This window comes from Aeromicrobium sp., assembly GCF_047606445.1.
Taxonomy (GTDB): domain Bacteria; phylum Actinomycetota; class Actinomycetes; order Propionibacteriales; family Nocardioidaceae; genus Aeromicrobium.
Window position 1 is genome coordinate 1 of the sequence record NZ_JASGEK010000028.1, and the last position, 23,386, is coordinate 23,386.

Consider the following 23,386-nt stretch of genomic DNA (forward strand, 5'->3'; position numbering starts at 1 on the left):
CTGACAAACAAAATTGTCGGAATCGACCCAACCAACCATCCCAAACAGGACAGAAGGAAGGGGTCTAACTAATTAATCTCGTCGACTATTAGCACACTGTTGAGTTCTCAAGAATCAGACGCACACCACCATCCGCCGAACATCGGTCGGCTTCAATCTGGGGCTTCTTCGTACTCTCCGTTTTCCCACGATCAGCCTCCACATTGAAGCGGCATTAATCGTTTCGGTTAGAGCAGTCGGTCAGGCTGCGAGCCCGGCCTCTCGGCCGCGCCCCGTCGCGCTGAGCAACAAGAAGAACATTACACGCACGTTTCCGGACTCGTCAACTCGGGGTGGCGTGATCCGAGTCACACTGGTCAGGAGACGAGCTTGACGCCCGCGATCTGGCGTTTTCCGCGGCGCAGAACCAGCCAGGAACCGACGGAAGAACCGACTTCGGCGAGGGTGCGCTCGGCGTCGTCGACCCGCTCGTTGTTCACGTACGCGCCACCTTCCTTGACCGCACGACGGGCCGCGGACTTGCTGTCCGACAGACCCGTGGCCACGAGGGCGTCGACGATCGTCACCTCGGGGGCGAGTTCGGCGTGGCCGGCCTCCGTCAGCGCGGCCGCGAGGGTGCTCTCCGGCAAGTCAGCGAGATCGCCTCGGCCGAAGAGCGCCGTGGCGGCCAACTCCGCCGCGTCGGTCTCGGCCTCCCCGTGCACGAGCGTGGTCAGCTCACGGGCGAGCCGCCGCTGCGGGAGCCGCTTGCCGGGAGCCTCGGCGTGCTCGGCCATCAACGCGTCGATCTCGTCGACCGGCACGAAGGTGAACTGCTTGAGGTACTCCCCCACCTTCGCGTCCTCGGCCTGGATCCACGCTTGGTGGAAGGCGTACGGGCTCATCAGCTCCGGGTCGAGCCAGATCGTCCCGGACTCGGTCTTGCCGAACTTGGTGCCGTCGGCCTTGGTGATGAGCGGCGTCGAGAGGGCGTGCGCCTTCTCCCCCAGAGAGCGGCGGATCAACTCGACGCCGCCGGTGAGGTTGCCCCACTGGTCGCTGCCGCCGGTCTGCAGGACGCAGCCGTGCCGCTGGAACAGCTCCAGGAAGTCCATCGACTGCAACAGGACGTAGCTGAACTCGGTGTAGCTGATGCCCGAGTCCAACCGGCTCTTGACCACGTCGCGGGCGAGCATGCGGTTGACCGGGAAGTGCTTGCCGATGTCGCGCAGGAAGTCGAGGGTGTTGAGCTGGCTCGTCCAGTCGAGGTTGTTGACCACGATCGCGGCGTTGTCGCCCTCGAAGGACACGTAGCGCTGGACCTGGGAGCGGATCCGCTCGACCCACTCCGCGACGGTCTCCTTGCTGTTCATCACGCGCTCGCCCGACTGCTTCGGGTCGCCGATGAGGCCCGTGGAGCCGCCGACGAGGATCACCGGGCGGTGGCCGGCCTCCTGGAGACGTCGCGCGAGCAAGAGTTGCAGCAGGTTGCCGATGTGCAGGCTGGGCGCGGTCGGGTCGAAACCGACGTAGAACGAGATCGAGCCGTCGTTCAGGGCCGCGCGCAGGGCGTCGGCGTCGGTGCTCTGCGCGATCAGGCCGCGCGCGTCCAGGTCGTCGAGGATGTCGCTCACGCAGGCGATTGTCTCGCAGCCGGGGCACGGGGCGAGCGGCGGTAGGCCGAGACGGTGGGGTCGCCGTCGATCCAGAAGCGCCACGGGACGTCGGCGGCTTTCGAGACGCCGACGCGAGGTCCGGCGGCGATCCGGTCGGGCGTCTCGACTCGCTCGCCGAGACGGATCGGCGAGGCGTCGTCGAGGACGGGGGTGGCGAGGTCGGCGAGGGTGATGCCGAGCGCCTTGGCGAGATTGCCGGGACCGCGGCCGAGGTGGACGTCGGCCACGCCGGGCCGTCGCTCGCGGGCGAGATCGAGGCCGCCCGTGACCCGCCCGGCGCGCAACAGCACGGCCGAGGCGGTCTCGGTCGGGCCGGTGACGATGTTGGCGCAGTGGTGGATGCCCATGCTGCGGTAGACGTACAGCCGCCAGGGATCGCCGTACATGATCTCCGAGCGGGGCGTGCGGGTGTAGGCGTGCGAGGCGGGGTCGAGCACGCCTCCGTAGGCCTCCACCTCGGTCAGCACGACCGTCACGCCGTGCGCGGTGAACTCCCGGCCGAGCAGCGCCCGCGCCCGTTCGTCGACACTGGTCTCCATGGACGTCGTTCATATCGCGTGGGGCCACGCCGACGACGAGGGGCTGCTGCGTCGCGTAGTCGCGGCGGCGCTGGACGTGTCCGTCGCGGAGATCGTGGAAGGGCGAGTGTGCCCGGACTGCGGAGCGAGCGACCACGGACGTCCGTTCCTGCGGGCCGGTGGCCGACGGGCGGGGTGGGCGAGCCTGTCACGGCACGGCGACCACGCGGTCGCGGCCTGGTGCGCGAGCGCTCCGGTCGGGGTGGACGTGGACGCCGATCCGGCGTGGGCTCACCGGGAGGCGCGGGGCAAGGCGGTCGGGACGGGAATCACCGGCGATGATCCGCTCCACGTCGCCTCCCGCGACATCGACGCGCCGGACGGGTGCGCGGCGGCGGTCGCCTGCGTCGCCGACGAGTGGCAGGTCGTCACGGCAGGGCGGGCAGCGGCAGTTCGTCGAGCCACGGGCTGAACAGCTCCGCGCCGTCGAGGCCGGTGAGCTCCCCGGTCAACTCCACGAAATCGTCGGTGGTGACGGTGCTGTGCCGGAAACGGCTCGTCCAGGCGCGCAGCAGGTCGAAGAAGGCGTCGTCGCCGACCCGCAGACGCAGCGCGTGCAGGGTGAGCGCGCCGCGCTTGTAGACCCGGTCGTCGAACATGTCGTCCGGTCCCGGATCGGCGAGCAGCAGGTCCTGCGGCAGCCCGGAGAGCCGGGCGTGGTGCTGACGGGCGTGCGCGTCGGCGGTCGGGCCGCCGGAGGCCTCCGACCACAGCCACTCGGCGTAACAGGCGAAGCCCTCGTGCAGCCAGATGTCGCGCCAGTGCCGCAGCGTGACGCTGTTGCCGAACCACTGGTGGGCGAGCTCGTGGGCGATCAGCCGCTGCGCCGACCACGCGCGGTAGGCGAGGTTGGAGCCGAAGATCGACAGGCTCTGCGCCTCCAGCGGGATCTCCAGCTCGTCGTCGGTCACCACGGCGGCGTAGCTCGCGAAGGGGTACGGGCCGAAGAGGCGGCTGAAGCTCTCGACCATGGCCGGCTGGTCGGCGAAGGCCTCGGCGACCGCGGGCTTACGGGCGGGCGGGCACCAGGTGGTGAGGGCGACGCCGACGGACTCCCCCGGCAGCGCGACATAGCGGCCGATCTGCAGGGTGGCGAGATAGCTCGCCATCGGGGCGTCCTCGGCGTACGTCCAGACCCTCGTGCTGCCGCGCCGTCGCGTCGGGCCGGGTCGGCCGTTGGCGACCACGGTGTAGCCCTGCGGCGCGGTGACGGTGAAGGCGTAGGTCGCCTTGTCGTCGGGGCGGTCGTTGCAGGGGAACCAGCTCGGCGCGCCGTGCGGCTGAGAGGCGACGATGAGCCCGTCCTCCAGCTCCTCCCAGCCTGCCTCGCCGTCCTTGCCGGGCATGGGGCGCGGCGAGCCCGAGTAGGGGATCTTCACGGTGAACGCGGCGCCCGCCGGGATCGTGGCGCGCGGGCGCAGCACGACCTTGTGCCGACGCTGGGCGTGCTTGGCGGGCGGACGTCCGTCGATGACGACCTTGCCGACGCGCAGCCGGTAGAGGTCGAGCTCGAAGGAGGCGAGGTCGGCCAGCGCCCGACAGGTCAGCGTGGCGACGCCGGACAGCGCGTTGGCCGCGAGGTTGACCGTCAGGTCGAGGTCGTAGTGGTCGACGGCGAAGGAGGGGTCGCCATGGCCGGGAACGTAGGCGTCGCCGTCGGTCCGTCGCCTCACACGTCCTCGTTCCACGGGCCGACGGGGTTGCCGATCCAGCGGGTCTTCGCCGGGACCGACTCGCCGCGCATCACCAGCGACACCGGGCCGACGGTCGCGTGACGGCCGAGCGCGGCCGCCGGGAGCACGACGCCGTGCGGGCCGAGCGTCGCGCCCTTCGCGAGGGTGACGGTGTCCATGCTGAGGATTCGATCATGGAACAGGTGGGTCTGGACGACGCACCCCCGGTTGACCGTGCTGCCCGCGTCGAGGCGCACGAGGTCGGGCTCGGGCAGCCAGTAGGTCTCGCACCAGACGCCCCGGCCGATGCGCGCTCCGAGGCCGCGCAGCCACAGTGTGAGCACCGGCGTGGCCAGCACGTGACGGGTGAACCACGGGGCGGCGACGACCTCGACGAAGGCGTCGGCCAGTTCATTGCGCCAGACGAAACCACTCCACAGAGGATGGCCGGAGCGGGCGACCCGGCCGACGAGCGCCCACTTCGCGACGACGGTCACGAGCGCGGCGACGACGCCCGCCACCGCCAACACGGCCCCGGCGAGCAGGGCGGCGAGCGCCCAGGACCGGTCGGCCAGCCAGAGCAGTCCGAGCGCGGTCAGCGCGGCGATCCAGCCGGCCGTCCACACTGCCGTGATCCGGCAGCACTCGATCAGCGCCCGGGCGACGCGCAGGCGGGCGGGCGGCTCGAAGGTGCGGCGGGTGTCGCTCTCGCCGGTGGCGCGGCGCAGTTTGACCGGCGGGCTGCCCAGCCAGGACGAGCCGGGTTTGGCGGCAGCGCGGCGGGGCGCGGCCGACAGCACCGCGACGAGGCCGCCCTTCGGCACTTTGCGACCCGGCGCGGTCATGCCGGAGTTGCCGACGAAGGCGCGGCGGCCGATCTTGACCCGCTCGACACGCAGCCAGCCGCCGCCCAGCTCGTACATGCCGAGCATCGTGTCGTCGGCGAGGAAGGCGCCGTCGTTGACCGTGGTCAGACTGGGGATCATCAGCACGGTCGACGCCTCGACGTCGCGGCCGATCTTCGCGCCCAGAAGCCGCAGCCACGCGGGCGTCAGCCAGCTGGCGTAGAGCGGGAACAGCCAGGTGCGGGCCTCGTCGAGCAGTCGGACGATGGTCCACGCGCGCCAGGCCTGCGCGCTGTGGATCGGATGCGTGCCCGGCTCCAAGCCACGGCCCTGGAGCCGCACGATCACGGCGATGAGGGCGGCGAGGAGCAGCCCGGCGAACGTCGTCACGACGGGCACGCCCAGCACCGCCGAACGGACCGCGTCGCCGAAGCCCGTCGGCACGCCGGTGAGCGCCAGCCATGCCGTCAGCGCGCCGATGAGGCTGACGCCCGGCAGGCTCGACAGGGCGACGCCGGTCAGCGTGTAGCCGACGATCCAACGACGACGGCGCGGCGCGGAGCCCTCGGCCGCCGGACCCCGGGCCGTGCCGACCGGCTCGGCGGGCGCGCCGGACCAGTACTCGCCCGCCGGGACCTCGCCGAAGACCGCCGAGCCGGGGCCGATCTCGGCCTCCTTGCCGACCTTCGCGCCGCCGACGAGGGTGCTGCGCGTGCCGATCCGGGCGCGTTTGCCGACCTCGACGCGGCCGAGGTGGAAGACGTCGCCGTCGATCCAGTGTCCGGCGAGGTCGACCTCGGCCTCGATCGCGCAGTGGGCGCCGAGCCGCAGGAAGCCGGTGACCGGCGGGATGGTGTGCAGGTCGACGCCGCGTCCCACCTTCGCGCCGAGCAGCCGGGCGTACCAGGTCATCGCGGGCGCCGCAGCGAGGCCGGTCGCGCCGACCTCCTCGACGAGACGTTCGGCGAACCAGACCCGCAAGTGCGTGAGGCCGCCACGTCGGTGCCGGCCCGGGCGCACTCCGGCCAGGACGACACGGGCGAGCGCGGCCGCGACGACGATCCGTCCCGGCGGCGTCATCAGCGCCGCCCAGAGCAGCGCGACCCACCCCCACGAGATGGCCGGGACCCAGGCGGCGTCCAGCGGTCCGCGGGCGATTAGGGCGGCGAGGCCGAGCCAGGCCAGCCAGCGCAGCCCGCCGACGGTGCGGACGACCACCGTGCCCGCCGTCAGCGTGGCGCGCGAGGCCAGGGGGACCGGGGCGACCGGGTCGTTCGCGGGGCCCTCGCGGCCCTGGCTCTGCTCGATGACGGTGGCGAGGTCGCCGAGCGTCGGATGCTCGTAGACGTCGGCGACGGTGAACTCCGGGACGTCCTCGCGCACGCGGGCGACCAGTTGCGCGGCGGTCAGGCTGCCGCCGCCGAGGTCGAAGAAGTCCGACGTGGCGTCGGTGGGGCTCGCGCCGAGCAGGTCGTGCCAGATCCCGGCGAGCCAGGCGGCGCGCGGGCCGAGGTCGTCGAACGAGGCCTCTTCGGCGGGCAGCGGCCAGGGCAGCGCGTCGCGGTCGACCTTGCCGGACACGCGCGTCGGGATCGTGTCGACCGGGGCGAGGCGCGGGACGAGCGCGGCGGGCAGGGTCGCGCGCAGGTGCTGCGTCGCGGCGGCGCGGTCGAAGGCGTCGTCGGCGCGCACATAGCCGACGAGCACGGTGTTGCCGGCGGCGCTCTTGCGCGCGGCGACGGCCGCGGCGACCACGCCGGGCAGGGCGAGCAGGGCGCTGTCGATCTCGCCGAGCTCGATACGCCGTCCGCCGATCTTCACCTGGTCGTCGGCGCGGCCCTGGAAGAACAAGCCGTCTGCGTCGTTCACCACGAGGTCGCCGCTGCGGTAGGCGCGCTCCCAGCCGAGGGTCGGCATCGGGGCGTACTTCTCGGCGTCCTTGGCGGGGTCGAGGTAGCGGGCCAGGCCGACGCCGCCGATGATGAGCTCGCCGGTCTCCCCCTCGCCGACCGGCCGCCCCTCGGCGTCGACGACGGCGAGGTCCCAGCCGTCGAGCGGCAGGCCGATGCGCACCGGACCCTCGACGCCCACCTGCGCGCCGCACGCGACGACGGTGGCCTCGGTCGGCCCGTAGGTGTTCCAGACCTCGCGCTCCGGGCGGGCCCAGCGGGCGCCGATCTCCGGCGGGCAGGCCTCGCCGCCGAGGATCAGCAGCCGCACCCGGTCGAGGGCGCCCGCCGGCCAGAGCAGGACGAGCGTCGGCACCGTGGAGACGACCGTGATCCGGTTGGCGACGAGCCAGCCGCCCAACTCGGCCCCGCTCTTGACCAGCGAGCGCGGCGCGGGCACGAGGCAGCCGCCGTGCCGCCAAGCCAGCCACATCTCCTCGCAGGAGGCGTCGAAGGCGACCGAGAGCCCCGCCATCACCCGGTCGCCGGGACCGAGCGGATCGCCTGCGAGGAACCAGCGCGCCTCGGCGTCGACGAAGGCGGCGGCGTTGCGGTGGCGCACCGCGACGCCCTTCGGCGTGCCGGTGGAGCCGGAGGTGAAGATGATCCAGGCGTCGTCGTCCGGGCCGGGCTCCTCGCCGGGCCTCGGCGGACGGGTCTCGCCGCGCGGCGCGATGTGCAGGCCGTCGCCGATCACCGCCGCCACCTGCGCCTCGGCGAAGACGGTGCGCACCCGCTCGGCCGGGTCGTCGGCGTCGACGGGGACGTAGGCCGCGCCCGACAGCAGCACGCCGACGATGGCGACGTAGAGGTCGACCGTGCCGGAGTCGAGCCGGACGCCCACCCGGTCGCCCCGGCCGACGCCCAGCTCGTTCAGCTCCTCGGCGACGAGGGAGGCCAGCTCCCACAGCTCGTCGTAGGTCAGCGACTCCGCGCCGTTGTCGAGGGCCGGCTCCTCGGCGGCGGCCTCCACGCTGGCCCGCAGGACGTCGACGAGGGTGCGCGGCGGCGGCGCGGCGGCCGAGCGCAGCAACGGCGAGTCAGTCACCGGCGAAGCGTCGCACAGTCAGGTGAACAACCGGTGACGCGGCCGTCGGATTCGAGACGCGAGCGCGCACCCTCAGGGACCGAAGATCGTTCGGTCCCTGAGGGTGCGGGCGAGCGTCCTCCGTCAGCGCAGCAGCGTCTGACGGCGGCGGGCGAACAGGTAGAGGCCCGCGGCCACGAACAGCAGGCCGAACACGGTCCACCGGACCATGTCGCGGTCGATGCCGGTCGAGGGCAGCTCGCCCTCGACCTCCTCGACCGGGGACGTCTCGGAGGTCACCGAGACCTGCTCGGAGCTGATCTCCGAGCCGCCCGGCACGTTGCCGCGCACCGAGGCGACGTTGACCACGCCTCCGGCGTCCAGGTCGTTCTGCGTCACCTCGTAGGGATCGGCGGTGACCGTGACGACCTCGCCGGGAGCCAGCGTCACGTCGACCGGCGTCAGGCCGGTGACCCGCGGGTCGACCACGCGCACGTTCTCCATCGTGGTGTTGCCGTCGTTGGTGATCGTGAACGTGTAGAGGATGTACTCGCCCACGTCGGCCAGCCCGTTGCCGTTCGCGTCCTGCAGGTCGGCGCTCTTGACCAGGTCGAGCGACGGGTCCGGAACCAGCTCCTCGCTCGTGGACGTGGCCGACGGGGAGGTCACCTCGATCGGCGTGGTCGTGCCCGGAGGCGTCGTCGTGCCGGAGGCCGTCGCGGTGTTGGTCAGCTCGCCGCTGTCGATGTCGGCCTGCGTGACCGTGTACGTCGCGGTGAACACCTGCTCCTCGCCGGGGGCGAGCGAGTCGACGCTGGTCGGGGTGATCTCCGACAGGCCCTCCATCTCGTCATCGACCGTCACGTCGTCGACCGTGGTGTTGCCGGTGTTGGTGACCGTGATCGTGTAGGTGATCACGTCGTCGACGTCGGCCTCGCCGTTGCCGTTGGCGTCGGTCGTCAGCTCGTTGGTCTTGACCGTCGTCAGCGACTGCTCCGGGCCGTCGGTGTCCGTCGTCGTGGTGGCCGGACCGAAGGTGAGCGGCTCGGGATCGTCCGGGTCCTCGTTCCCCTCGTACGGCGTGAGCGCCGGGGGCGTGCCCGTGACCGTCGCCGAGTTCGACACGTGGCCGTCCCAGACATTCTGCTCGGTCACCGTGTAAGTCGCGGTGAACACCTGCTCCTCGCCGGGGGCGAGCGAGTCGACGCTGGTCGGGCTGATCTCCGACAGGCCCTCCATCGGGTCGTTCACCGTCACGTCGTACAGCGTCGTGTTGCCGGTGTTGGCGACGGTGAAGGTGTAGGTGATGACGTCGCCGGTGCTGACCGTCTCGTCCTCGTCGAGGTCGGTGGTCTTCTCGATCGTCATGTCCGTGACACGGGGCGCGGGGACGTAGTAGTCGTCGTCCTCCTCGCTGGTGTACGTGCTGCCGTCGGGCAGCTCTCCCGACGCGGTGGCCGTGTTCAGGATCACCCCGGCGTCGACGTCGGCCTGGGTGATGACGTACTCGGCCGTGAACACCTGCGTTCCGCCGGACGGGATCGTCGCGGTCGTCGGCGTGATGCCGGTGACCTTCGAGTCGGTGATCGACACGCCGACGACCTCGTCGGCGCTGTAGTTGTTGACCGTGAAGGTGTAGGTGATGACGTCGCCGACGTCGCCCTGGCCTTCCGTCCCCTCGTCGGTGGTCAGCTCCGACGACTTCTCGATGACCAAGGGCTCGCCGTAGGGGCAGCCGGTGACCATCTGCGGGAGGCCGAAGCCGCTGGCGGTGCCGTCGGCCAAGGTCAGCGAGCCGATGTCGAGGTCGGACGCCGTGGTGCTCGCATTGTCCGGATCGTTGACGACCGTCAGGGTGGTGCTGCCGTTGTTAGCGACGTACATGCGGCCGTCGGGGCCGCGCTGCACCTGGCCGCCGGAGGAGCCGATGGTCGTGACGTCCAGCTCGGTGGCCTTGATCGCCGCGCCGGAGGTCGGGTCGGACACGTCGTAGCGGTAGAGGTGGCCGGTGCCGAAGATGTTGGTCGCGTAGACGTAGTCGCCCGACGGGGAGAAGGCCGCGCTGTAGCCCGCGTTGCCGCCGTCACCGGTCTCCCACTCCGCCTTCTGGCCGATCTGGCCGGTGGCCGCGTCGAAGGTGAGCAGGCGCAGCTTGCCGCCGTTGGAACTGCCGGTCATGGCGACCAGCTGGGTCATGTCGGGGCTGAACGCCAGCGTGCCGAACTGGGCGTTGTTCGACGTCGGGAGCAGGCTCTGCACCACGGTGCCCGTCGGCCCGTCGTCGTCGAACTCGAAGGCCACGATGTAGGGCTGGTTGTAGGTGTAGGTGATGACCCAGTACCCGGTGCCGTCGGCGTTCGGGGCCGAGACCAGCGCCTCGGAGGCGTAGTCGGTGAGCGTCGAGGTGACCGGGAGGTTCTTGTCGGTCGCCGAGACCTCGCCGAGGCCGCCGTTGGCGGTCAGGTCGACCTCGCTGTAGAGCAGCTCGCCGGCGCCGGATTCGACCGAGCCGGTCGTGGTGACGACGAAGTACTTGCCCGTGGTGGTCGGGGCGGGGAAGGCGGCCACGGTCTGCGTCGCCGAGGGGGCGGTGGTCAGGCCGGTGCCGTTGGGCATGGGGTCGCTGTTCTTGTCGAGCACCCGCTCGCCGTTGGCCCAGAACAGCAGGTCGCCGGAGGTGTCCGTGACGACCGTGGTGCCCTCGCCGTTGGTGGTGGCGACGTCGCTGTCGCCGACGACGCGCGTGGTGTCGCCGGAGATGCCGAAGTCGATGCTCGCCTGGTTGCCGAAGTACCAGAAGCGCTCGGTGGCGCGGGTCGCACTGTCGCCGCAGGTGGCCGACACGGTCGCGTCGATCACGTTCAGCGTGGCGTCGGCCGGCTCGTCCAGGCCGGCGACCTCGATCTGGTCGGGGCCGTTGACGTAGGAGCCCGCCGCGTCGGCCTCGACCCACACGGTGATCGTGCAGGACTCGACATCGGCGGCGATCGAGCCGGCGGTCACCTGGATCGTGGTGTCGCCCTCGGCGAGGGCGTTGGCGCCGTCGGAGGTCACCGTGGCCGCCGCGCAGGTGCTGGCGACCTGCGAGTCGGCGAGGCTCAGGCCGGACGGGAGGCTGTCGGTGAACTCCCAGCCGGTCTTCTCGCCGAGCTCGCTGGTGTTGGTGATCGTGAAGGTCAGCGGGGTCGCGGCCTCGACGAGGGCGGTGGTCTCGGCGGCGTAGTCGCTGTCGGCGGCGCCGAAGTGCTTGTCGAGCTGCGGGGTGACGTCGAGCAGTTCCATGTTGTCGAAGGCGTGGTCGTTGCCGCCGGCCGTCCCTCTGGCGTTGCGCACCCGCAGGTAGGCGTCGCCGCCGTCGACCAGCGCGGCCTTGTCGCCGGTGACGGTGTTGGCGTGCGTCCCCGAGGTGTACGTGCCGCAGCCGGTGCCGGGGGTGCTGTTCAGCGCGGTCTCCGTGGTGTCGTCGTCGCGGTCGCCGACCAGGAAGAAGTTCAGCTGCGGCGGGTTACCGCTGGACGCGCAGTTCAGGTTCGCCACGTCGACGGAGAAGTTGACGAAACGCTTGCCGCTCGGCAACGGGATCGGCACTTCCGTCTCGACCTCGATGGCGTTGTCGGACGACGCGATGCTCGCGGACCAGGCCGTGACGGCGTGGTTCTCGTAGATGTCGACGTCGTCGTCCGGACGGGTGTTGTAAAGAGTGCCCAGGCTCCGCGCCAGGGTCTTCAGGTTGTTGATGCCCGTGTTGTTGCTGTACCCGACGGCGCTGATCTCGGCGGTCGTGCTGTTGCTTGCGAGCACGATGCCGTTGCCCTGGGCCGGGTTCGCCCACTGCTCCTCGGCGTTGTAGGTGACCGGGACGCCGTCGTACTCCTGGCTGCTCTCGTAGTCCAGGATCGAGATCGCGCCGCCCGACGCCTGCGAGAAGTTCTCGAAGTCCTCCAGGAACAGCCGCTCCGGTGCCTTGTCGGTGGTGTCGCCGGGCGTGCCCGGATCAGCGACCGCAGGACCCCCCACCACGGACAGCGACACGGCGAGCAGCACCATCGACGCCGACAGGGCCGACACACGACGCAGACGATTCATCACAAGTCCCTTCCAGGACGGACACGGCAGAGCGACGACACGACATCGCCGCGCCCAGACTACCAGGTCCGCTCAGGAAAAATTCAATCTCAGCGGCCGGGGGCGATCCGGCCCCGCAGCTCCGCCAACTGCTCGGTGACCCGCGTCAGCGCGGTGCCGCCGCGGCCGTCGCGCGAGGAGATCGAGCCCTCGACGGTCAGCACCTCGCGCACGCCGGGCGTGAGGTGCGGCGAGATGGCGGCGAAATCCTCATCGGTCAGCGCGTCGAGCTCGATCCCGCGTCGCTCGCACTCCTGCACGCACGCGCCGGCCAGCTCGTGGGCGACCCGGAACGGCACGCCCTCGCGGACCAGCCACTCGGCGACGTCGGTGGCCAGCGCGAAGCCCTGCGGGGCCAGTTCAGCCATCCGCTCGGTGTGGAAGGCGAGCGTCGCGACCATGCCGGTGAACGCCGGGAGCAGCACCTCGAGGGTGTCGACCGAGTCGAAGACCGGCTCCTTGTCCTCCTGCAAGTCGCGGTTGTAGGCCAGCGGGAGGCCCTTCAGCGTCGACAGCAGGCCGGTCAGGTTGCCGATGAGGCGTCCCGACTTGCCGCGCGCCAGCTCGGCGACGTCGGGGTTCTTCTTCTGCGGCATGATGCTCGACCCGGTCGAGTAGCCGTCGTGCAGCGTGACGAAGCCGAACTCCCGGGTGTTCCAGACGATGATCTCCTCGGCCAGGCGCGACAGGTCGACGCCGATCTGCGCGCAGACGAAGGCGAACTCGGCGACGAAGTCGCGCGAGGAGGTGCCGTCGATGGAGTTCGGGGTGGACCCCGCGAAGCCGAGGTCGGCCGCGACCGCCTCGGGGTCGAGCCCGAGCGAGGACCCGGCGAGCGCGCCGGAGCCGTACGGCGAGTCCGCGCCGGTGCGGGCGTCCCACTCGGCGAGCCGGTCGAGGTCGCGCACCAGCGGCCAGGCGTGGGCGAGCAGATGGTGCGACAGCAGCACCGGCTGGGCGTGCTGCAGGTGGGTGCGGCCCGGCATCGGGTCGCCGAGATGGGCCTCGGCCTGGTCGGCGAGCGCGGTGACCAGCTCGGTCACCATCGCGGCGATGGTGCGGCCGTGGTCGCGCAGATAGGCGCGGAACAGCGTGGCGACCTGGTCGTTGCGCGAGCGTCCGGCGCGCAGACGTCCGCCGAGGTCGGCGCCGAGGCGTTCCAGCAGGCCGCGCTCCAAAGCGGTGTGCACGTCCTCGTCAGCCGGGTCGGGACGGAAAGCGCCCGAGGCGACGTCGGCGGCGAGCTGGTCGAGCCCGGCGAGCATGGCCGCGAGGTCGTCGTCGCTCAGCAGGCCCGCGCCGTGCAGCACGCGGGCGTGGGCGCGCGAGCCGTCGATGTCGTAGGGGGCCAGGCGCCAGTCGAAGTGCGTCGAGCGCGACAACTCGGTCAGCTCCGGCGACGGGCCGGAGGCGAACCGTCCGCCCCAGAGGCGGGTCTCGGCCTGATCGGTCTCAGTCACGCGGTCTCCTCAGTTCGGTCAGGCGGCGGGCCACGTCGGCCCCGCCGTCGGGTTCGCGACAGATCACCATGACGGTGTCGTCGCCGGCGATCGTGCCCAGGATGTCAGGCAGGGCGACCTGGTCGACCGCCGAGGCGAGATACTGGGCGGCGCCCGGCGGCGTCCGCAGGACGACGAGATTGGCCGAGGACTCCGCGCTCACCAGCAGCTCGCGGGCCAAGCGCGTCAGCCGGGCCTGCGCGGCGGCGCTGTCGGCCACCGGCTGGGGCGTGCGGTCGCCGCCCTCCCCCGGCACCGTGTAGACGAGGCCGCCGTCGGTGTGGCGCACCCGCAGCGCGTCGAGCTCCACCAGGTCGCGGGAGATGGTCGAGGCGGTCGCGCTGACCCCCTCGCTCTCCAGCAGGCCCGCCAGCTCCCCCTGCGAGCGCACCGCGTGCTGGCGCAGCAAGCTCACGATGAGCCGCTGGCGCCCCGCCTTGGTGTCGGGCACGCTCATGAGCGGGATTGCTCCAGCAGCCAGGTCAGCACGGCCTTCTGGGCGTGGAGGCGGTTCTCGGCCTCGTCCCAGACGACGCTCTGCGGGCCGTCGATCACCTCGGCGGCGATCTCCAGACCCCGGTAGGCCGGGAGGCAGTGCAGCACGATGGCGTCGGGCTCGGCGAGGGCCACCGACTCACGGGTGAGCGCGTACGGACCGAAGACCTCCAGGCGCTCGGCCTTGGAGTCCTCCATGCCCATCGAGACCCAGGTGTCGGTGATGACGACGTCGGCGCCGGTCAGCGCGACGACCGGGTCGTCGGTGACCAGCACCGAGCCGCCGGTGGTCGCCGCGATCCGCTCGGCGTCGGCCACGACCTGAGCGGCCGGCTGGTAGCCCTCGGGCGCGCCGATCCGCACGTGCATGCCCGCCGTCGCGCCGCCGAGCAGATACGAGTGGCCCATATTGCAGGCGCCGTCGCCGACGAAAGCCACCGTGAGCCCGGCCAGCGAGCCCTTGTGCTCCAGGACGGTCAGCCAGTCGGCGAGGATCTGGCACGGGTGGAAGTCGTCGGTGAGCGCGTTGACCACCGGGACGCCCGCGTGCCGCGCCATCGTCTCCACGTCGGCCTGGGCGTAGGTGCGCCAGACGACCGAGCTGACCATGCGGCCCAGCACCCGCGCGGTGTCCTCGACCGGCTCGCCGCGTCCGGCCTGGGTGACGCCGGAGTCCATGACGAGCGGCGAGCCGCCGAGGTCGGCGATGCCGACCGCGAAGGACACCCGGGTGCGGGTGGAGGACTTGTCGAAGAGCACCGCGACCGTCTGCGGCCCCGCCAGCGGTTTGCGGCTGTAGGGGTCTGCTTTGAGCTCGGCGGCCAGCGCCAGCACCTCGGCCTGCTCGTCGGGGCTCAGGTCGTCGTCGCGCAGGAAATGTCTGATCGTCATGCCAATACCTCGTCCAGCAGGGTCGACAGGGTGGACACGGCGTGCGCGGCCTCGTCCTCGGTGAGGACCAGCGGCGGCGCGAGCCGGAGCCGGTCGGGGCGCGGGGCGTTGACGATGAGGCCGGCGTCGAGCGCGGCCTGCTGCACGTCGGCGGCCCGCGGCTCGGTCAGCACGACGCCCCGCAACAGGCCGCGGCCGGTGATCCGCTCGACCCGGGGGTGCCGGGCCAGGCCGTCGGCCAGTTGGTCGCCCCGGTTCGTCACGTGCGACAACAGGTCCTCGGACTCGATCGTCTCGATGACGGCGAGCGCCGCCGCCGTGGCGACGGGATTGCCGCCGAAGGTCGTGCCGTGCTGGCCGGGGCCGAGCAGCGTCGCGGCCTCGCCGAGCGCGACGAGCGCGCCGATGGGCAGGCCGCCGCCGAGGCCTTTGGCCAGCGTCACGAGGTCGGGGGCGACGCCGGAGGCGGTGTGGCCGAACCAGTCGCCGGTGCGGCCGATCCCGGTCTGCACCTCGTCGAACCACAGCAGCGCGCCGTGCCGCGCGGTGATCTCCCGCGCGGCGGCCAGGTAACCGTCGGGCGCGTCGACCACGCCGGCCTCGCCCTGGATCGGCTCGACCACGAAGGCCGCGACCGTCTCGTCGACCGCCGCCTCCAGCGCGGCGACGTCGCCATAGGGCACGAAGACGACCTCGCCGGGCAGCGGCTCGAAGGGCTCGCGGTACTCGACCTTGGACGTCAGCGACAGCGCGCCCATCGTGCGGCCGTGGAAGCTGCCCTCGGTCGCCACGACCTTGCTCCGTCCGGTCCGGCGGGTCGCTTTGAGCGCGGCCTCGTTGGCCTCGGCGCCGGAGTTCGTGAAGAACACCCGGCTCGACGGGTCGCCGACCAGCGCGACCAGCTTCTCAGCGAGCCGCACCTGGGGCTCGGAGATGAAGAAGTTCGACACGTGGCCGAGCGTCTGGAGCTGCGTCGTCACCGCCTGGACGACGGCCGGATGGCCGTGGCCGAGCGCGTTGACGGCGATGCCGCCGAGCAGGTCGAGATAGCGGTTGCCGTCGACGTCCCAGACGGTCGAGCCCTCGCCCCGGGCGAGGACGCGCGCGGGCGTGCCGAAGGTGTTCATGACCGACGCGCCGTACCGCTCGGTCAGCTCCGCCCCGGTGATGGTCTGAGCACTCATCCCTCAATCCCCCTTGTCGACGCTCGTGGCGTACAGCGCGGTGCGCACCCGGGTGGCCGCGCCGGGCAGGACCTGGGTGCCGACGCCCTCGTCGGTGAAGATCTCCAACAGCACCGAGTGCGGCTCGCGGCCGTCGATCACGGTGGCGCGGGCGACGCCGCCGCGCACGGCGTTGAGGCAGGCGGTCATCTTCGGGATCATGCCGCTGGCCAGGGTCGGCAGCATGTCCTCCAGCGACTCCGGGCTGATCTCGCCGATGACGTCGGTGGAGTTCGGCCAGTCGGCGTACAGGCCCTCGACGTCGGTCAGCACGAGCAGCTTCTCGGCGCCGAGCGCGACCGCGAGGGCGGCCGCCGCGGTGTCGGCGTTGACGTTGTGCACCTGGCCGCCTGCGTCCGGCGCGACGCTGGACACGACCGGGATGCGCCCGGCCTCGATGAGGTCGAGCACCGCCTCGGGGCGCACGCCGACGACCTCGCCGACGAGGCCGATGTCGACCGGCTCGCCGTCGACGACCGGCATGGTCTTCTCGGCGGTGAACAGGCCGCCGTCCTCCCCGGACAGCCCGACCGCGAGGTCGCCGTGGTGGTTGAGCAGCCCGACGAGCTCGCGCCCGACCTGGCCGGTCAGCACCATGCGCACGACCTCCATCGCCTCGGGCGTGGTCACCCGCAGGCCGCCCCGGAACTCGCTCTCGATGCCCAGTTTGTCGAGCATCGCGCTGATCTGCGGGCCGCCGCCGTGCACGACCACCGGCTTGAAGCCGGCCAGCCGCAGGAAGACGATGTCCTCGGCGAAGGCGCGCTTAAGCGCCTCGTCGGTCATGGCGTTGCCGCCGTACTTCACCACGAGGATCTTGTCGTGGTACTTCTTCAACCAGGGCAGGGCGTGCGCCAGGGTCGCGGCCTTCGTGGTGGCCTTCTCCCAGTCGGCGGGGTGCCACTCCTCGGGCGTGGTCTCGGTGTCGGTGGTCTCGGTGTTCTCGCTCATGTCGAGTAGGCGGAGTTCTCGTGGACGTACGCGTGAGTGAGGTCGTTCGTCCAGATCGTCGCCGCCTCCTTTCCGCACTTGAGGTCGATGGTGACGGTCACCTGGCGCGGCTCGAGGTCGACCAGGTTCTGGTCCTCGGCCGGGCCGCTGTTCTTGCAGACCCATACGCCGTTGAGCGCGACGTCGAGGTTCGCCGGATCGAAGGCGGCGTCGGTGGTGCCGATGGAGGCCAGCACCCGGCCCCAGTTGGGGTCCTTGCCGAAGATCGCGCACTTGAACAGGTTGCTGCGCGCCACCGACCGGCCGACGGCGAGCGCGTCGGCCTCGGTGGCGGCGTTACGGGTCTCGATGGCGATCTCGTGGTCGGCGCCCTCGGCGTCGGCGAGCAGCTGCAGCGCGAGGTCACGGCACAGGTCGGTCAGCCGGTCAGTGAACTCCGCGAGGTCGGGACTGACCCCGCTGGCGCCGCTCGCCATCAGCAGCACCGTGTCGTTGGTGGACTGGCAGCCGTCGGAGTCGAGCCGGTCGAAGGACTGCGCCGTGGCGGCCCGCAGCGCGGCGTCGAGATCGGCGGCCGGGAGGTCGGCGTCGGTCGTGACGACCACGAGCATGGTGGCCAGCGCCGGCGCGAGCATGCCCGCGCCCTTGGCCATGCCGCCGAGGGCGTAGCCGTCGCCCTCCCGGACGGCCTGCTTGCTGACGGTGTCGGTGGTCATGATCGCGGTGGCCGCGTCGGGACCGCCCTCGGCGCTCAGCGCGTCGAAGGCCGCGCCGACTCCGGCGAGCAGGTCGTCACGGTCGTTGAGCAGGCCGATGAGGCCGGTCGAGCAGACCTGCACGTCGATCGCGCCGATCCCCAGCCGCTCGGCGGCGAACTCGGCGGTCTGGTGGGTGACGGCGAAGCCCGCCGCGCCGGTGTAGCAGTTGGCGCCGCCGGAGTTCAGCACGACCGCGCGGGCGCTGCCGCCCTTGATCGCCTCCTCGCTCCACAGGACCGGATTGGCCTTGCACCGGTTCGAGGTGAACACGGCCGCGGCGGCCGAGGACGGCCCGTCGTTGACGACGACCGCGACGTCGGGGTTGCCGCTCTCTTTGAGCCCGGCCGCGACCCCCGCCGCCCGGAAGCCCTTCGGCGTGGTGACGCTCATGCCGTCACCGCCTTGGAGAAAAGCATGGTAGGCGGCGACGGCATGAGGAGAGCCATATTGTTCGCTCGCATCCGCTCGCTCATGGGGCCACTCCTTCGGTGGGCAGGCCCAGGGTCTCGGGGAGGCCCAGGGCGAGGTTCATGGACTGGATCGCGCCGCCGGCGGTGCCCTTGACGAGGTTGTCGAGGGCGGTGACGGTGACGAGACGGCCGGCCAACTCGTCGACGGCGACTTGCAGGTGCGCGTGATTGGAGCCGAGCGTCGCGGCGGTCGAGGGCCACTGGCCCTCGGGCAGCAGGTGGACGAACGGCTCGTCCGCGTAGGCCCGCTCGTAGGTCGCGCGGAGCGCCCGGGCGTCGGCGCCCGGACGCAGCTTCGCGGTGGCCGTGGCGAGGATGCCGCGCGCCATCGGGACGAGGGTCGGGGTGAACGAGATGGACACCGCCTCAGCCCCCGCGTGGCCCAGGTTCTGGGCGATCTCGGGGATGTGCCGATGGGTGCCGCCGACGGCGTAGGGGCTCGCCGAGCCCATCGCCTCCGAGGCCAGCAGGTGCGGCTTGAGCGCCTTGCCGGCGCCGGAGTAGCCGTTGGCGAGCACCGCGACGAGGTCGGTCGGCTCGACCAGCCCGGCGTGCACGGCCGGTTGCAGGCCGAGCGTCACCGCCGTGACATTGCAGCCCGGGACGGCGATCCGCTCGACTCCGGCGAGTTCGGCGCGCTGGGTCGCCTCGCCCTTCAACAGCTCGGGCAGGCCGTACGGCCAGGTGCCCGCGTGCTCGCCGCCGTAGTACGCCTGCCAGTCGGCGGCGCTCTCCAACCGGTGGTCGGCGCCGCAGTCGATGACGAGCGTGTCGGGGCCGAGGGCCGCCGCGACCGCCCCGGACTGTCCGTGCGGCAGGCCGAGGAAGACCACGTCGTGACCGGCCAACGTGTCCGGCGTCGTCGGCTCGATGACCCGGTCGTGCAGCGCCACGAGGTGCGGCTGGTGCTCGACCAGCCGCGTGCCCGCGCTCGAGGCCGCGGTCAGCGCGCCGATCCGGACCTCGGGGTGCCCGAGCAGCAGCCGCAGCACCTCGCCTCCGGCGTACCCGCTGGCCCCCGCCACCGCGACTGTGATGGCGGGGGCGCCGGGCCCTTGGGCGGCAGATAACACAGTCGTCATCAGTCCGCTCCGAACTCCATCGCCGCCGCGTCGACGGCCCCCTCCACCAATGACCCAGTCTCGTCACCCTCGACCGAGGGGTTGGCCTCGATCCGCATGGCGCCGCCGGCCGGGAGGTCGCCGAACAGCGTGCCGTTCTCGACGAGCACCTGGCCCTGGTCGAGCGGCTGCGCGGCGTACATCTCCAGCTTGGCCCGCGAGTCGGCGATGTCGAGGTTGCGCATGGTGAGCTGGCCGATCCGGTCGGTCGGGCCGAAGGCGGCGTTCTCGGTGCGCTCCATCGACAGCTTCTCCGGGTGGTAGGAGAAGGCCGGGCCCTGGGTGTCGAGGACCGTGTAGTCCTCGCCCCGCCGCAGCCGCAGCGTGACGTCGCCGGTGACGACCGAGGCGATCCACCGCTCGACCGACTCGCGCAGCATCATCGCCTGCGGGTCGAGCCAGCGGCCCTCGTACATGAGCCGGCCGAGCCGCCGACCGTGCTGGTGGTAGTTGGCGATGGTGTCCTCGTTGTGGATCGCGTTGACCAGCCGCTCGTAGGCGGTCCACAGCAGCGCCATGCCGGGGGCCTCGTAGATGCCCCGGCTCTTGGCCTCGATGATCCGGTTCTCGATCTGGTCGGACATGCCGAGCCCGTGGCGCCCGCCGATGGCGTTGGCCTCCTGGACGAGCGCGACGGGGTCGTCGAATCCGGCGCCGTTGATCGCGACGGGCCGGCCGGCCTCGAAGGAAATCGTGACGTCCTCGGTGTCGATGTCGACCGACGGATCCCAGAACTTGACGCCCATGATCGGCTCGACGGCCTCCAGCGAGACGTCGAGGTACTCCAGCGTCTTGGCCTCGTGGGTGGCGCCCCAGATGTTGGCGTCGGTGGAGTAGGCCTTCTCCTGGCTGTCGCGGTAGGGCAGGTTGTGCTCGGTGAGCCACTGGCTCATCTCGGCCCGGCCGCCCAGTTCGCTGACGAAGTCGGCGTCGAGCCACGGCTTGTAGATCCGCAGTTCGGGGTTGGCGAGCAGGCCGTACCGGTAGAACCGCTCGATGTCGTTGCCCTTGAAGGTCGAGCCGTCGCCCCAGATGTTGACGTCGTCCTCGTGCATCGCGCGTACCAGCAGCGTGCCGGTGACGGCCCTGCCCAGCGGGGTCGTATTGAAGTAGGCCCGGCCACCGGAGCGGATGTGGAAGGCGCCGCAGGCGAGGGCGGCCAGGCCCTCGTCGACCAGCGGCCGCTTGCAGTCGATGGCCCGCGCGAGCTCGGCGCCGTACTCCATCGCGCGGCCGGGGACGCCGGAGATGTCCGGCTCGTCGTATTGGCCGAGGTCGGCGGTGTAGGTGCAGGGGACGGCCCCCTTGTCGCGCATCCACGCGACCGCCACGGAGGTGTCGAGTCCGCCAGAGAACGCGATGCCGACCCGCTCACCAGCGGGCAGGGAAGTCAGAACCTTGGACATGCCTCACATCTTTGCATAGGTCCGCAAATTCTTGCAAGGAGGGTCGAAGGGTCGACATCCTCGACCCGCCGGAACTATCGTCGCCACCAAGCCCGACGAGGATGGAGTTCGACCGCATGGACTTCGGCTGCTCACGACAGCGCGTGGTCGGACGTTAAGCCGTCGTCTCAGCCGGTGTAGGGGACTACTTGACCGGACGAGTCCACACACTGATCCACCGGTGGCATGCTGGAGGCGCTGAACAATCCCGAAGGCCATCCGAGATCGCGGACTTCCTGGCAGTCGTAGATGTCAGGGGTCATCAGGAGTTGCCACTCGCCGTCGACCTTGGCCCAGAGCGCCTGCGCCTCGCCACTACCGAATCCATGTCCGCCGAAGGCATACCCCTCAGCTCGGTAGCCCCCGAGGTAGATGGCCCATCCGCCCTCGCCGGGGCCAGTCCAATCCAACGCGAACTCCTGCGCCTCGGCATCCAACTCCGGGACCAACTCGTCGCGGAGATAGTCCTTGAAATCGTCAGACACACCGTCTATCTGGTCAATGTCCGACTCATCAGTCAAAAGCAGCGGCGGGTCGAAGATGATCTCCTCTGGCTCTGGCAGGCACAAACACAAAATGATCTTCGTGATCTCCCCCGCCACCTCGCCGGCCGACGACGGCGTGAACGTCACCTCATAACCCGTCCCCGCGTCCACATCAAGCGGATACACCACCGTGTCGTCCTCAATCACCCGCGACGGCTCACCCGCCACCCCGTACAACTCCTCCGCGACCGCGATATCGTCCCCGACACCCACATTGTCGATCGTGGTCAACTCCTCATCCTCCGGAACAACCCGGACCACCACACCATCGGTGAACACCAGCGTGCAGTCCACATAGACCACCTCCACCGTGCCCGACGCGGCCACCTCCGACAACTCCTCACCAGCGGCCTCCGCCGCCAAGGCCGCCTCCTCCACCGTCATCCCCGGCGCCACACCCCGATACCCAGCCGGCTGAATCGTCGACGCCGCCCACTCCGGATCCAACACCGCAGGAAGACGCGCCTCCAACTGCGCCGGATTCGCCGCGTCCAACGCCAACCCGCCCGTCTCCTGCGCCATACAGTCCAACTGCTCCGTCGCCGCCGCGTTGCCCGTCGTCTTGAAACCGACCGTATGCACAGTGATCCCCTCCAACGACCGCGCGACCTCGCACGGCTCCTTCCCGAAACCCTGCTGCCCACAATGGTCCTCACCATCGGACACGACCACAATCGACCGCTCACCGGTGTCCGGCAACACGGCCGCAGCCGCCTCCAACGCCCTGCCCATCGGCGTGAACCCACGCGGCGCCACCTCACCGACCGTCGAGACGAACTCGCCCTTATCCAACGGACCAAGCTCGATCAACGTCGACACATCCTCACAACCCGCCTCCAACTCCGCGTCCGACGTGCCCGTCCCCGTGCCATAGACCACCAACCCCAACTCATGAGACTCCGGCAACGCCTCCACCAACGACGTGACAGCCGTCTGAGCCGCCTCGAACCGCACCCCCGGCGCGTCATCGGTCAACATCGACGCCGACGCGTCCAACACAATCACCGTCGGCGTCTCCGACGACTCGACCACCGGCCCATCCTCCGCCGCCTGAGTGCTGCCGTCATCACGCGACACAAACCACACCACACCCCCAGCCACCAACACCACCGGCGCCACCACCCCCACGATCAGAAGTACGACTTTCCCAGGAGACCACGCCCACGACGACATACGCAGAACCTAAGCCCCCCCCGCCTCACCGTCAATGGGGAGAAGTCTCCGACGAGACTCATGAAGAATGCCCGCCCCTGTGATGTCATCAGTAGGAACACCTTGAGTCCGCAGTCGTACGTAGGAGACCGCGGTGCTACTCTGGGGGAACTGGGCTGGCCGGGAGGCCATGGTCCACCCTTTAGGCGGGGATACCCTCGCCACACTCTTCAGGCGGGCGCTCCCCGCCTGAAGTCATTTCTCGGGGATTTTTCGTGCGTGAACTCAGCATTTTCATCGATGAGTCGGGCGACTTCGGTCCATTCCAGGAGCACTCACCCTTCTACGTACTCAGCCTCGTCTTTCACGACCAGAGCGATGACATCAGCCATCACCTCGACAGGATCCACGAAGGTCTCCTCGCCCGAGGTTTCTCGGCCGACCACGCGCTCCACACCGGGCCTCTCATCCGCAGGGAACAAGAGTACCGATGGCTCAGCCTCTCTGATCGACGCTCACTATTTCGTCTACTCGTCGATTTCGTACACCGATGCGAGGTGACCCATCATTCCTGGGTGTTCAACAAGCGTGAACACACTGACAACGACCACCTGGTGAGTCATATGTCCCACGAGCTTGGCTCACTTATCCGCTCACGTTACGCGTTCTTCACGTCGTGGGATCGAGTCGTCATCTACTACGACAACGGGCAGAAAGAACTCACTCGTCTGGTCAATATCGTGTTCAACTCTCATCTTTCCAACGTTGAAATCCGCAATGTCTACCCCTCCGACTACAGCCTCTTCCAAGCCGCTGACCTCTGCTGCACGTTCGCTCTGCTCCGCGAGAAGATCAGAACCGCCAGACTGTCATCGTCAGAGCAAGACTTCTTCTCGACTCCCAGAGATCGGGCTGAACGTGCCTTGAAACGCAACTATTTCAAGACGCTGGACCGTAAGAGGTTCGACCCCTGAGAACAGCCGG

16 protein-coding genes are annotated in these 23,386 nt (G+C 70.4%); 2 read left to right on the top strand and 14 right to left on the bottom strand.

Annotated features, from left to right (window positions below):
- Nucleotides 1–356 precede the first annotated feature (356 nt).
- Both tyrS and QM621_RS06570 read right to left on the bottom strand, forming a co-directional pair.
- Nucleotides 357–1,613 (bottom strand): tyrosine--tRNA ligase, encoded by a 1,257-nt coding sequence (gene tyrS / locus QM621_RS06565; protein ID WP_414989569.1) that lies wholly within the window; start codon nucleotides 1,611–1,613, stop codon nucleotides 357–359.
- Nucleotides 1,610–2,194, bottom strand: a complete 585-nt coding sequence (locus tag QM621_RS06570; RefSeq protein WP_414989570.1) for a DNA-3-methyladenine glycosylase — start codon at nucleotides 2,192–2,194, stop codon at nucleotides 1,610–1,612. The genes tyrS and QM621_RS06570 overlap by 4 nt, the downstream gene beginning before the upstream one ends.
- On the opposite strand from QM621_RS06570, the gene QM621_RS06575 reads away from it, so the two are divergent.
- Nucleotides 2,193–2,645 (top strand): hypothetical protein, encoded by a 453-nt coding sequence (locus tag QM621_RS06575; RefSeq protein WP_414989571.1) that lies wholly within the window; start codon nucleotides 2,193–2,195, stop codon nucleotides 2,643–2,645. The genes QM621_RS06570 and QM621_RS06575 overlap by 2 nt on opposite strands.
- Here QM621_RS06575 and QM621_RS06580 read toward each other — a convergent pair.
- From QM621_RS06580 to QM621_RS06635, 12 genes are all read right to left on the bottom strand, one after another.
- Nucleotides 2,602–3,906, bottom strand: coding sequence for a M1 family metallopeptidase (locus QM621_RS06580; RefSeq protein WP_414989572.1), 1,305 nt, complete (start codon nucleotides 3,904–3,906; stop codon nucleotides 2,602–2,604). The genes QM621_RS06575 and QM621_RS06580 overlap by 44 nt on opposite strands.
- Nucleotides 3,903–7,748: a Pls/PosA family non-ribosomal peptide synthetase gene (locus QM621_RS06585; RefSeq protein ID WP_414989573.1), complete on the bottom strand. Its 3,846-nt coding sequence runs from the start codon at nucleotides 7,746–7,748 to the stop codon at nucleotides 3,903–3,905. The genes QM621_RS06580 and QM621_RS06585 overlap by 4 nt, the downstream gene beginning before the upstream one ends.
- A gap of 123 nt (nucleotides 7,749–7,871) precedes the next feature.
- Nucleotides 7,872–11,813, bottom strand: a complete 3,942-nt coding sequence (locus QM621_RS06590; RefSeq protein ID WP_414989574.1) for an LPXTG cell wall anchor domain-containing protein — start codon at nucleotides 11,811–11,813, stop codon at nucleotides 7,872–7,874.
- 89 nt (nucleotides 11,814–11,902) lie between these two features.
- The gene (argH, locus tag QM621_RS06595) at nucleotides 11,903–13,312 is read right to left on the bottom strand and encodes an argininosuccinate lyase (RefSeq protein WP_414989575.1); all 1,410 of its coding nucleotides are present in this window, start codon (nucleotides 13,310–13,312) and stop codon (nucleotides 11,903–11,905) included.
- Complete coding sequence (locus QM621_RS06600; protein WP_414989576.1) at nucleotides 13,305–13,808, bottom strand: arginine repressor; 504 nt, start codon at nucleotides 13,806–13,808, stop codon at nucleotides 13,305–13,307. Before QM621_RS06600 ends, argH begins: the two co-directional genes overlap by 8 nt.
- The gene (argF, locus tag QM621_RS06605) at nucleotides 13,805–14,737 is read right to left on the bottom strand and encodes an ornithine carbamoyltransferase (RefSeq protein WP_414989577.1); all 933 of its coding nucleotides are present in this window, start codon (nucleotides 14,735–14,737) and stop codon (nucleotides 13,805–13,807) included. The genes QM621_RS06600 and argF overlap by 4 nt, the downstream gene beginning before the upstream one ends.
- Nucleotides 14,734–15,921, bottom strand: a complete 1,188-nt coding sequence (locus QM621_RS06610) for an acetylornithine transaminase (protein WP_414989578.1) — start codon at nucleotides 15,919–15,921, stop codon at nucleotides 14,734–14,736. The genes argF and QM621_RS06610 overlap by 4 nt, the downstream gene beginning before the upstream one ends.
- A gap of 3 nt (nucleotides 15,922–15,924) precedes the next feature.
- On the bottom strand, nucleotides 15,925–16,911 hold the full coding sequence (gene argB, locus QM621_RS06615) for an acetylglutamate kinase (protein WP_414989579.1): 987 nt from the start codon (nucleotides 16,909–16,911) through the stop codon (nucleotides 15,925–15,927).
- Nucleotides 16,908–18,059 carry a bifunctional glutamate N-acetyltransferase/amino-acid acetyltransferase ArgJ gene (gene argJ / locus QM621_RS06620; RefSeq protein ID WP_414989580.1) on the bottom strand — a complete coding sequence of 384 codons (1,152 nt, stop codon included), beginning with the start codon at nucleotides 18,057–18,059 and terminating at the stop codon, nucleotides 16,908–16,910. Before argJ ends, argB begins: the two co-directional genes overlap by 4 nt.
- A gap of 79 nt (nucleotides 18,060–18,138) precedes the next feature.
- On the bottom strand, nucleotides 18,139–19,221 hold the full coding sequence (argC, locus tag QM621_RS06625) for an N-acetyl-gamma-glutamyl-phosphate reductase (protein ID WP_414989581.1): 1,083 nt from the start codon (nucleotides 19,219–19,221) through the stop codon (nucleotides 18,139–18,141).
- Nucleotides 19,221–20,666: an argininosuccinate synthase gene (argG, locus tag QM621_RS06630; protein WP_414989582.1), complete on the bottom strand. Its 1,446-nt coding sequence runs from the start codon at nucleotides 20,664–20,666 to the stop codon at nucleotides 19,221–19,223. Before argG ends, argC begins: the two co-directional genes overlap by 1 nt.
- Nucleotides 20,667–20,833: 167 nt before the next feature.
- A complete protein-coding gene (locus tag QM621_RS06635) occupies nucleotides 20,834–22,282 on the bottom strand; it encodes a vWA domain-containing protein (protein ID WP_414989583.1) in 1,449 nt (482 codons plus the stop codon).
- Nucleotides 22,283–22,677: 395 nt separating this feature from the next.
- Between QM621_RS06635 and QM621_RS06640 the strand changes: the two genes are divergently transcribed.
- Nucleotides 22,678–23,376: a DUF3800 domain-containing protein gene (locus QM621_RS06640; protein WP_414989584.1), complete on the top strand. Its 699-nt coding sequence runs from the start codon at nucleotides 22,678–22,680 to the stop codon at nucleotides 23,374–23,376.
- The last annotated feature ends 10 nt before the right edge of the window (nucleotides 23,377–23,386 follow it).

What these genes read in the sequence shown, in the direction of transcription:
- QM621_RS06575 (WP_414989571.1), top strand. Translation starts at nt 2,193, where the DNA reads ATGGACGTCGTTCATATCGCGTGGGGCCACGCCGACGACGAGGGGCTG.
- QM621_RS06570 (WP_414989570.1), bottom strand. Translation starts at nt 2,194, where the DNA reads ATGGAGACCAGTGTCGACGAACGGGCGCGGGCGCTGCTCGGCCGGGAG.
- QM621_RS06590 (WP_414989574.1), bottom strand. Translation starts at nt 11,813, where the DNA reads ATGAATCGTCTGCGTCGTGTGTCGGCCCTGTCGGCGTCGATGGTGCTG.
- QM621_RS06600 (WP_414989576.1), bottom strand. Translation starts at nt 13,808, where the DNA reads ATGAGCGTGCCCGACACCAAGGCGGGGCGCCAGCGGCTCATCGTGAGC.
- argF (WP_414989577.1), bottom strand. Translation starts at nt 14,737, where the DNA reads ATGACGATCAGACATTTCCTGCGCGACGACGACCTGAGCCCCGACGAG.
- QM621_RS06610 (WP_414989578.1), bottom strand. Translation starts at nt 15,921, where the DNA reads ATGAGTGCTCAGACCATCACCGGGGCGGAGCTGACCGAGCGGTACGGC.
- argB (WP_414989579.1), bottom strand. Translation starts at nt 16,911, where the DNA reads ATGAGCGAGAACACCGAGACCACCGACACCGAGACCACGCCCGAGGAG.
- argJ (WP_414989580.1), bottom strand. Translation starts at nt 18,059, where the DNA reads ATGAGCGTCACCACGCCGAAGGGCTTCCGGGCGGCGGGGGTCGCGGCC.
- argC (WP_414989581.1), bottom strand. Translation starts at nt 19,221, where the DNA reads ATGACGACTGTGTTATCTGCCGCCCAAGGGCCCGGCGCCCCCGCCATC.
- argG (WP_414989582.1), bottom strand. Translation starts at nt 20,666, where the DNA reads ATGTCCAAGGTTCTGACTTCCCTGCCCGCTGGTGAGCGGGTCGGCATC.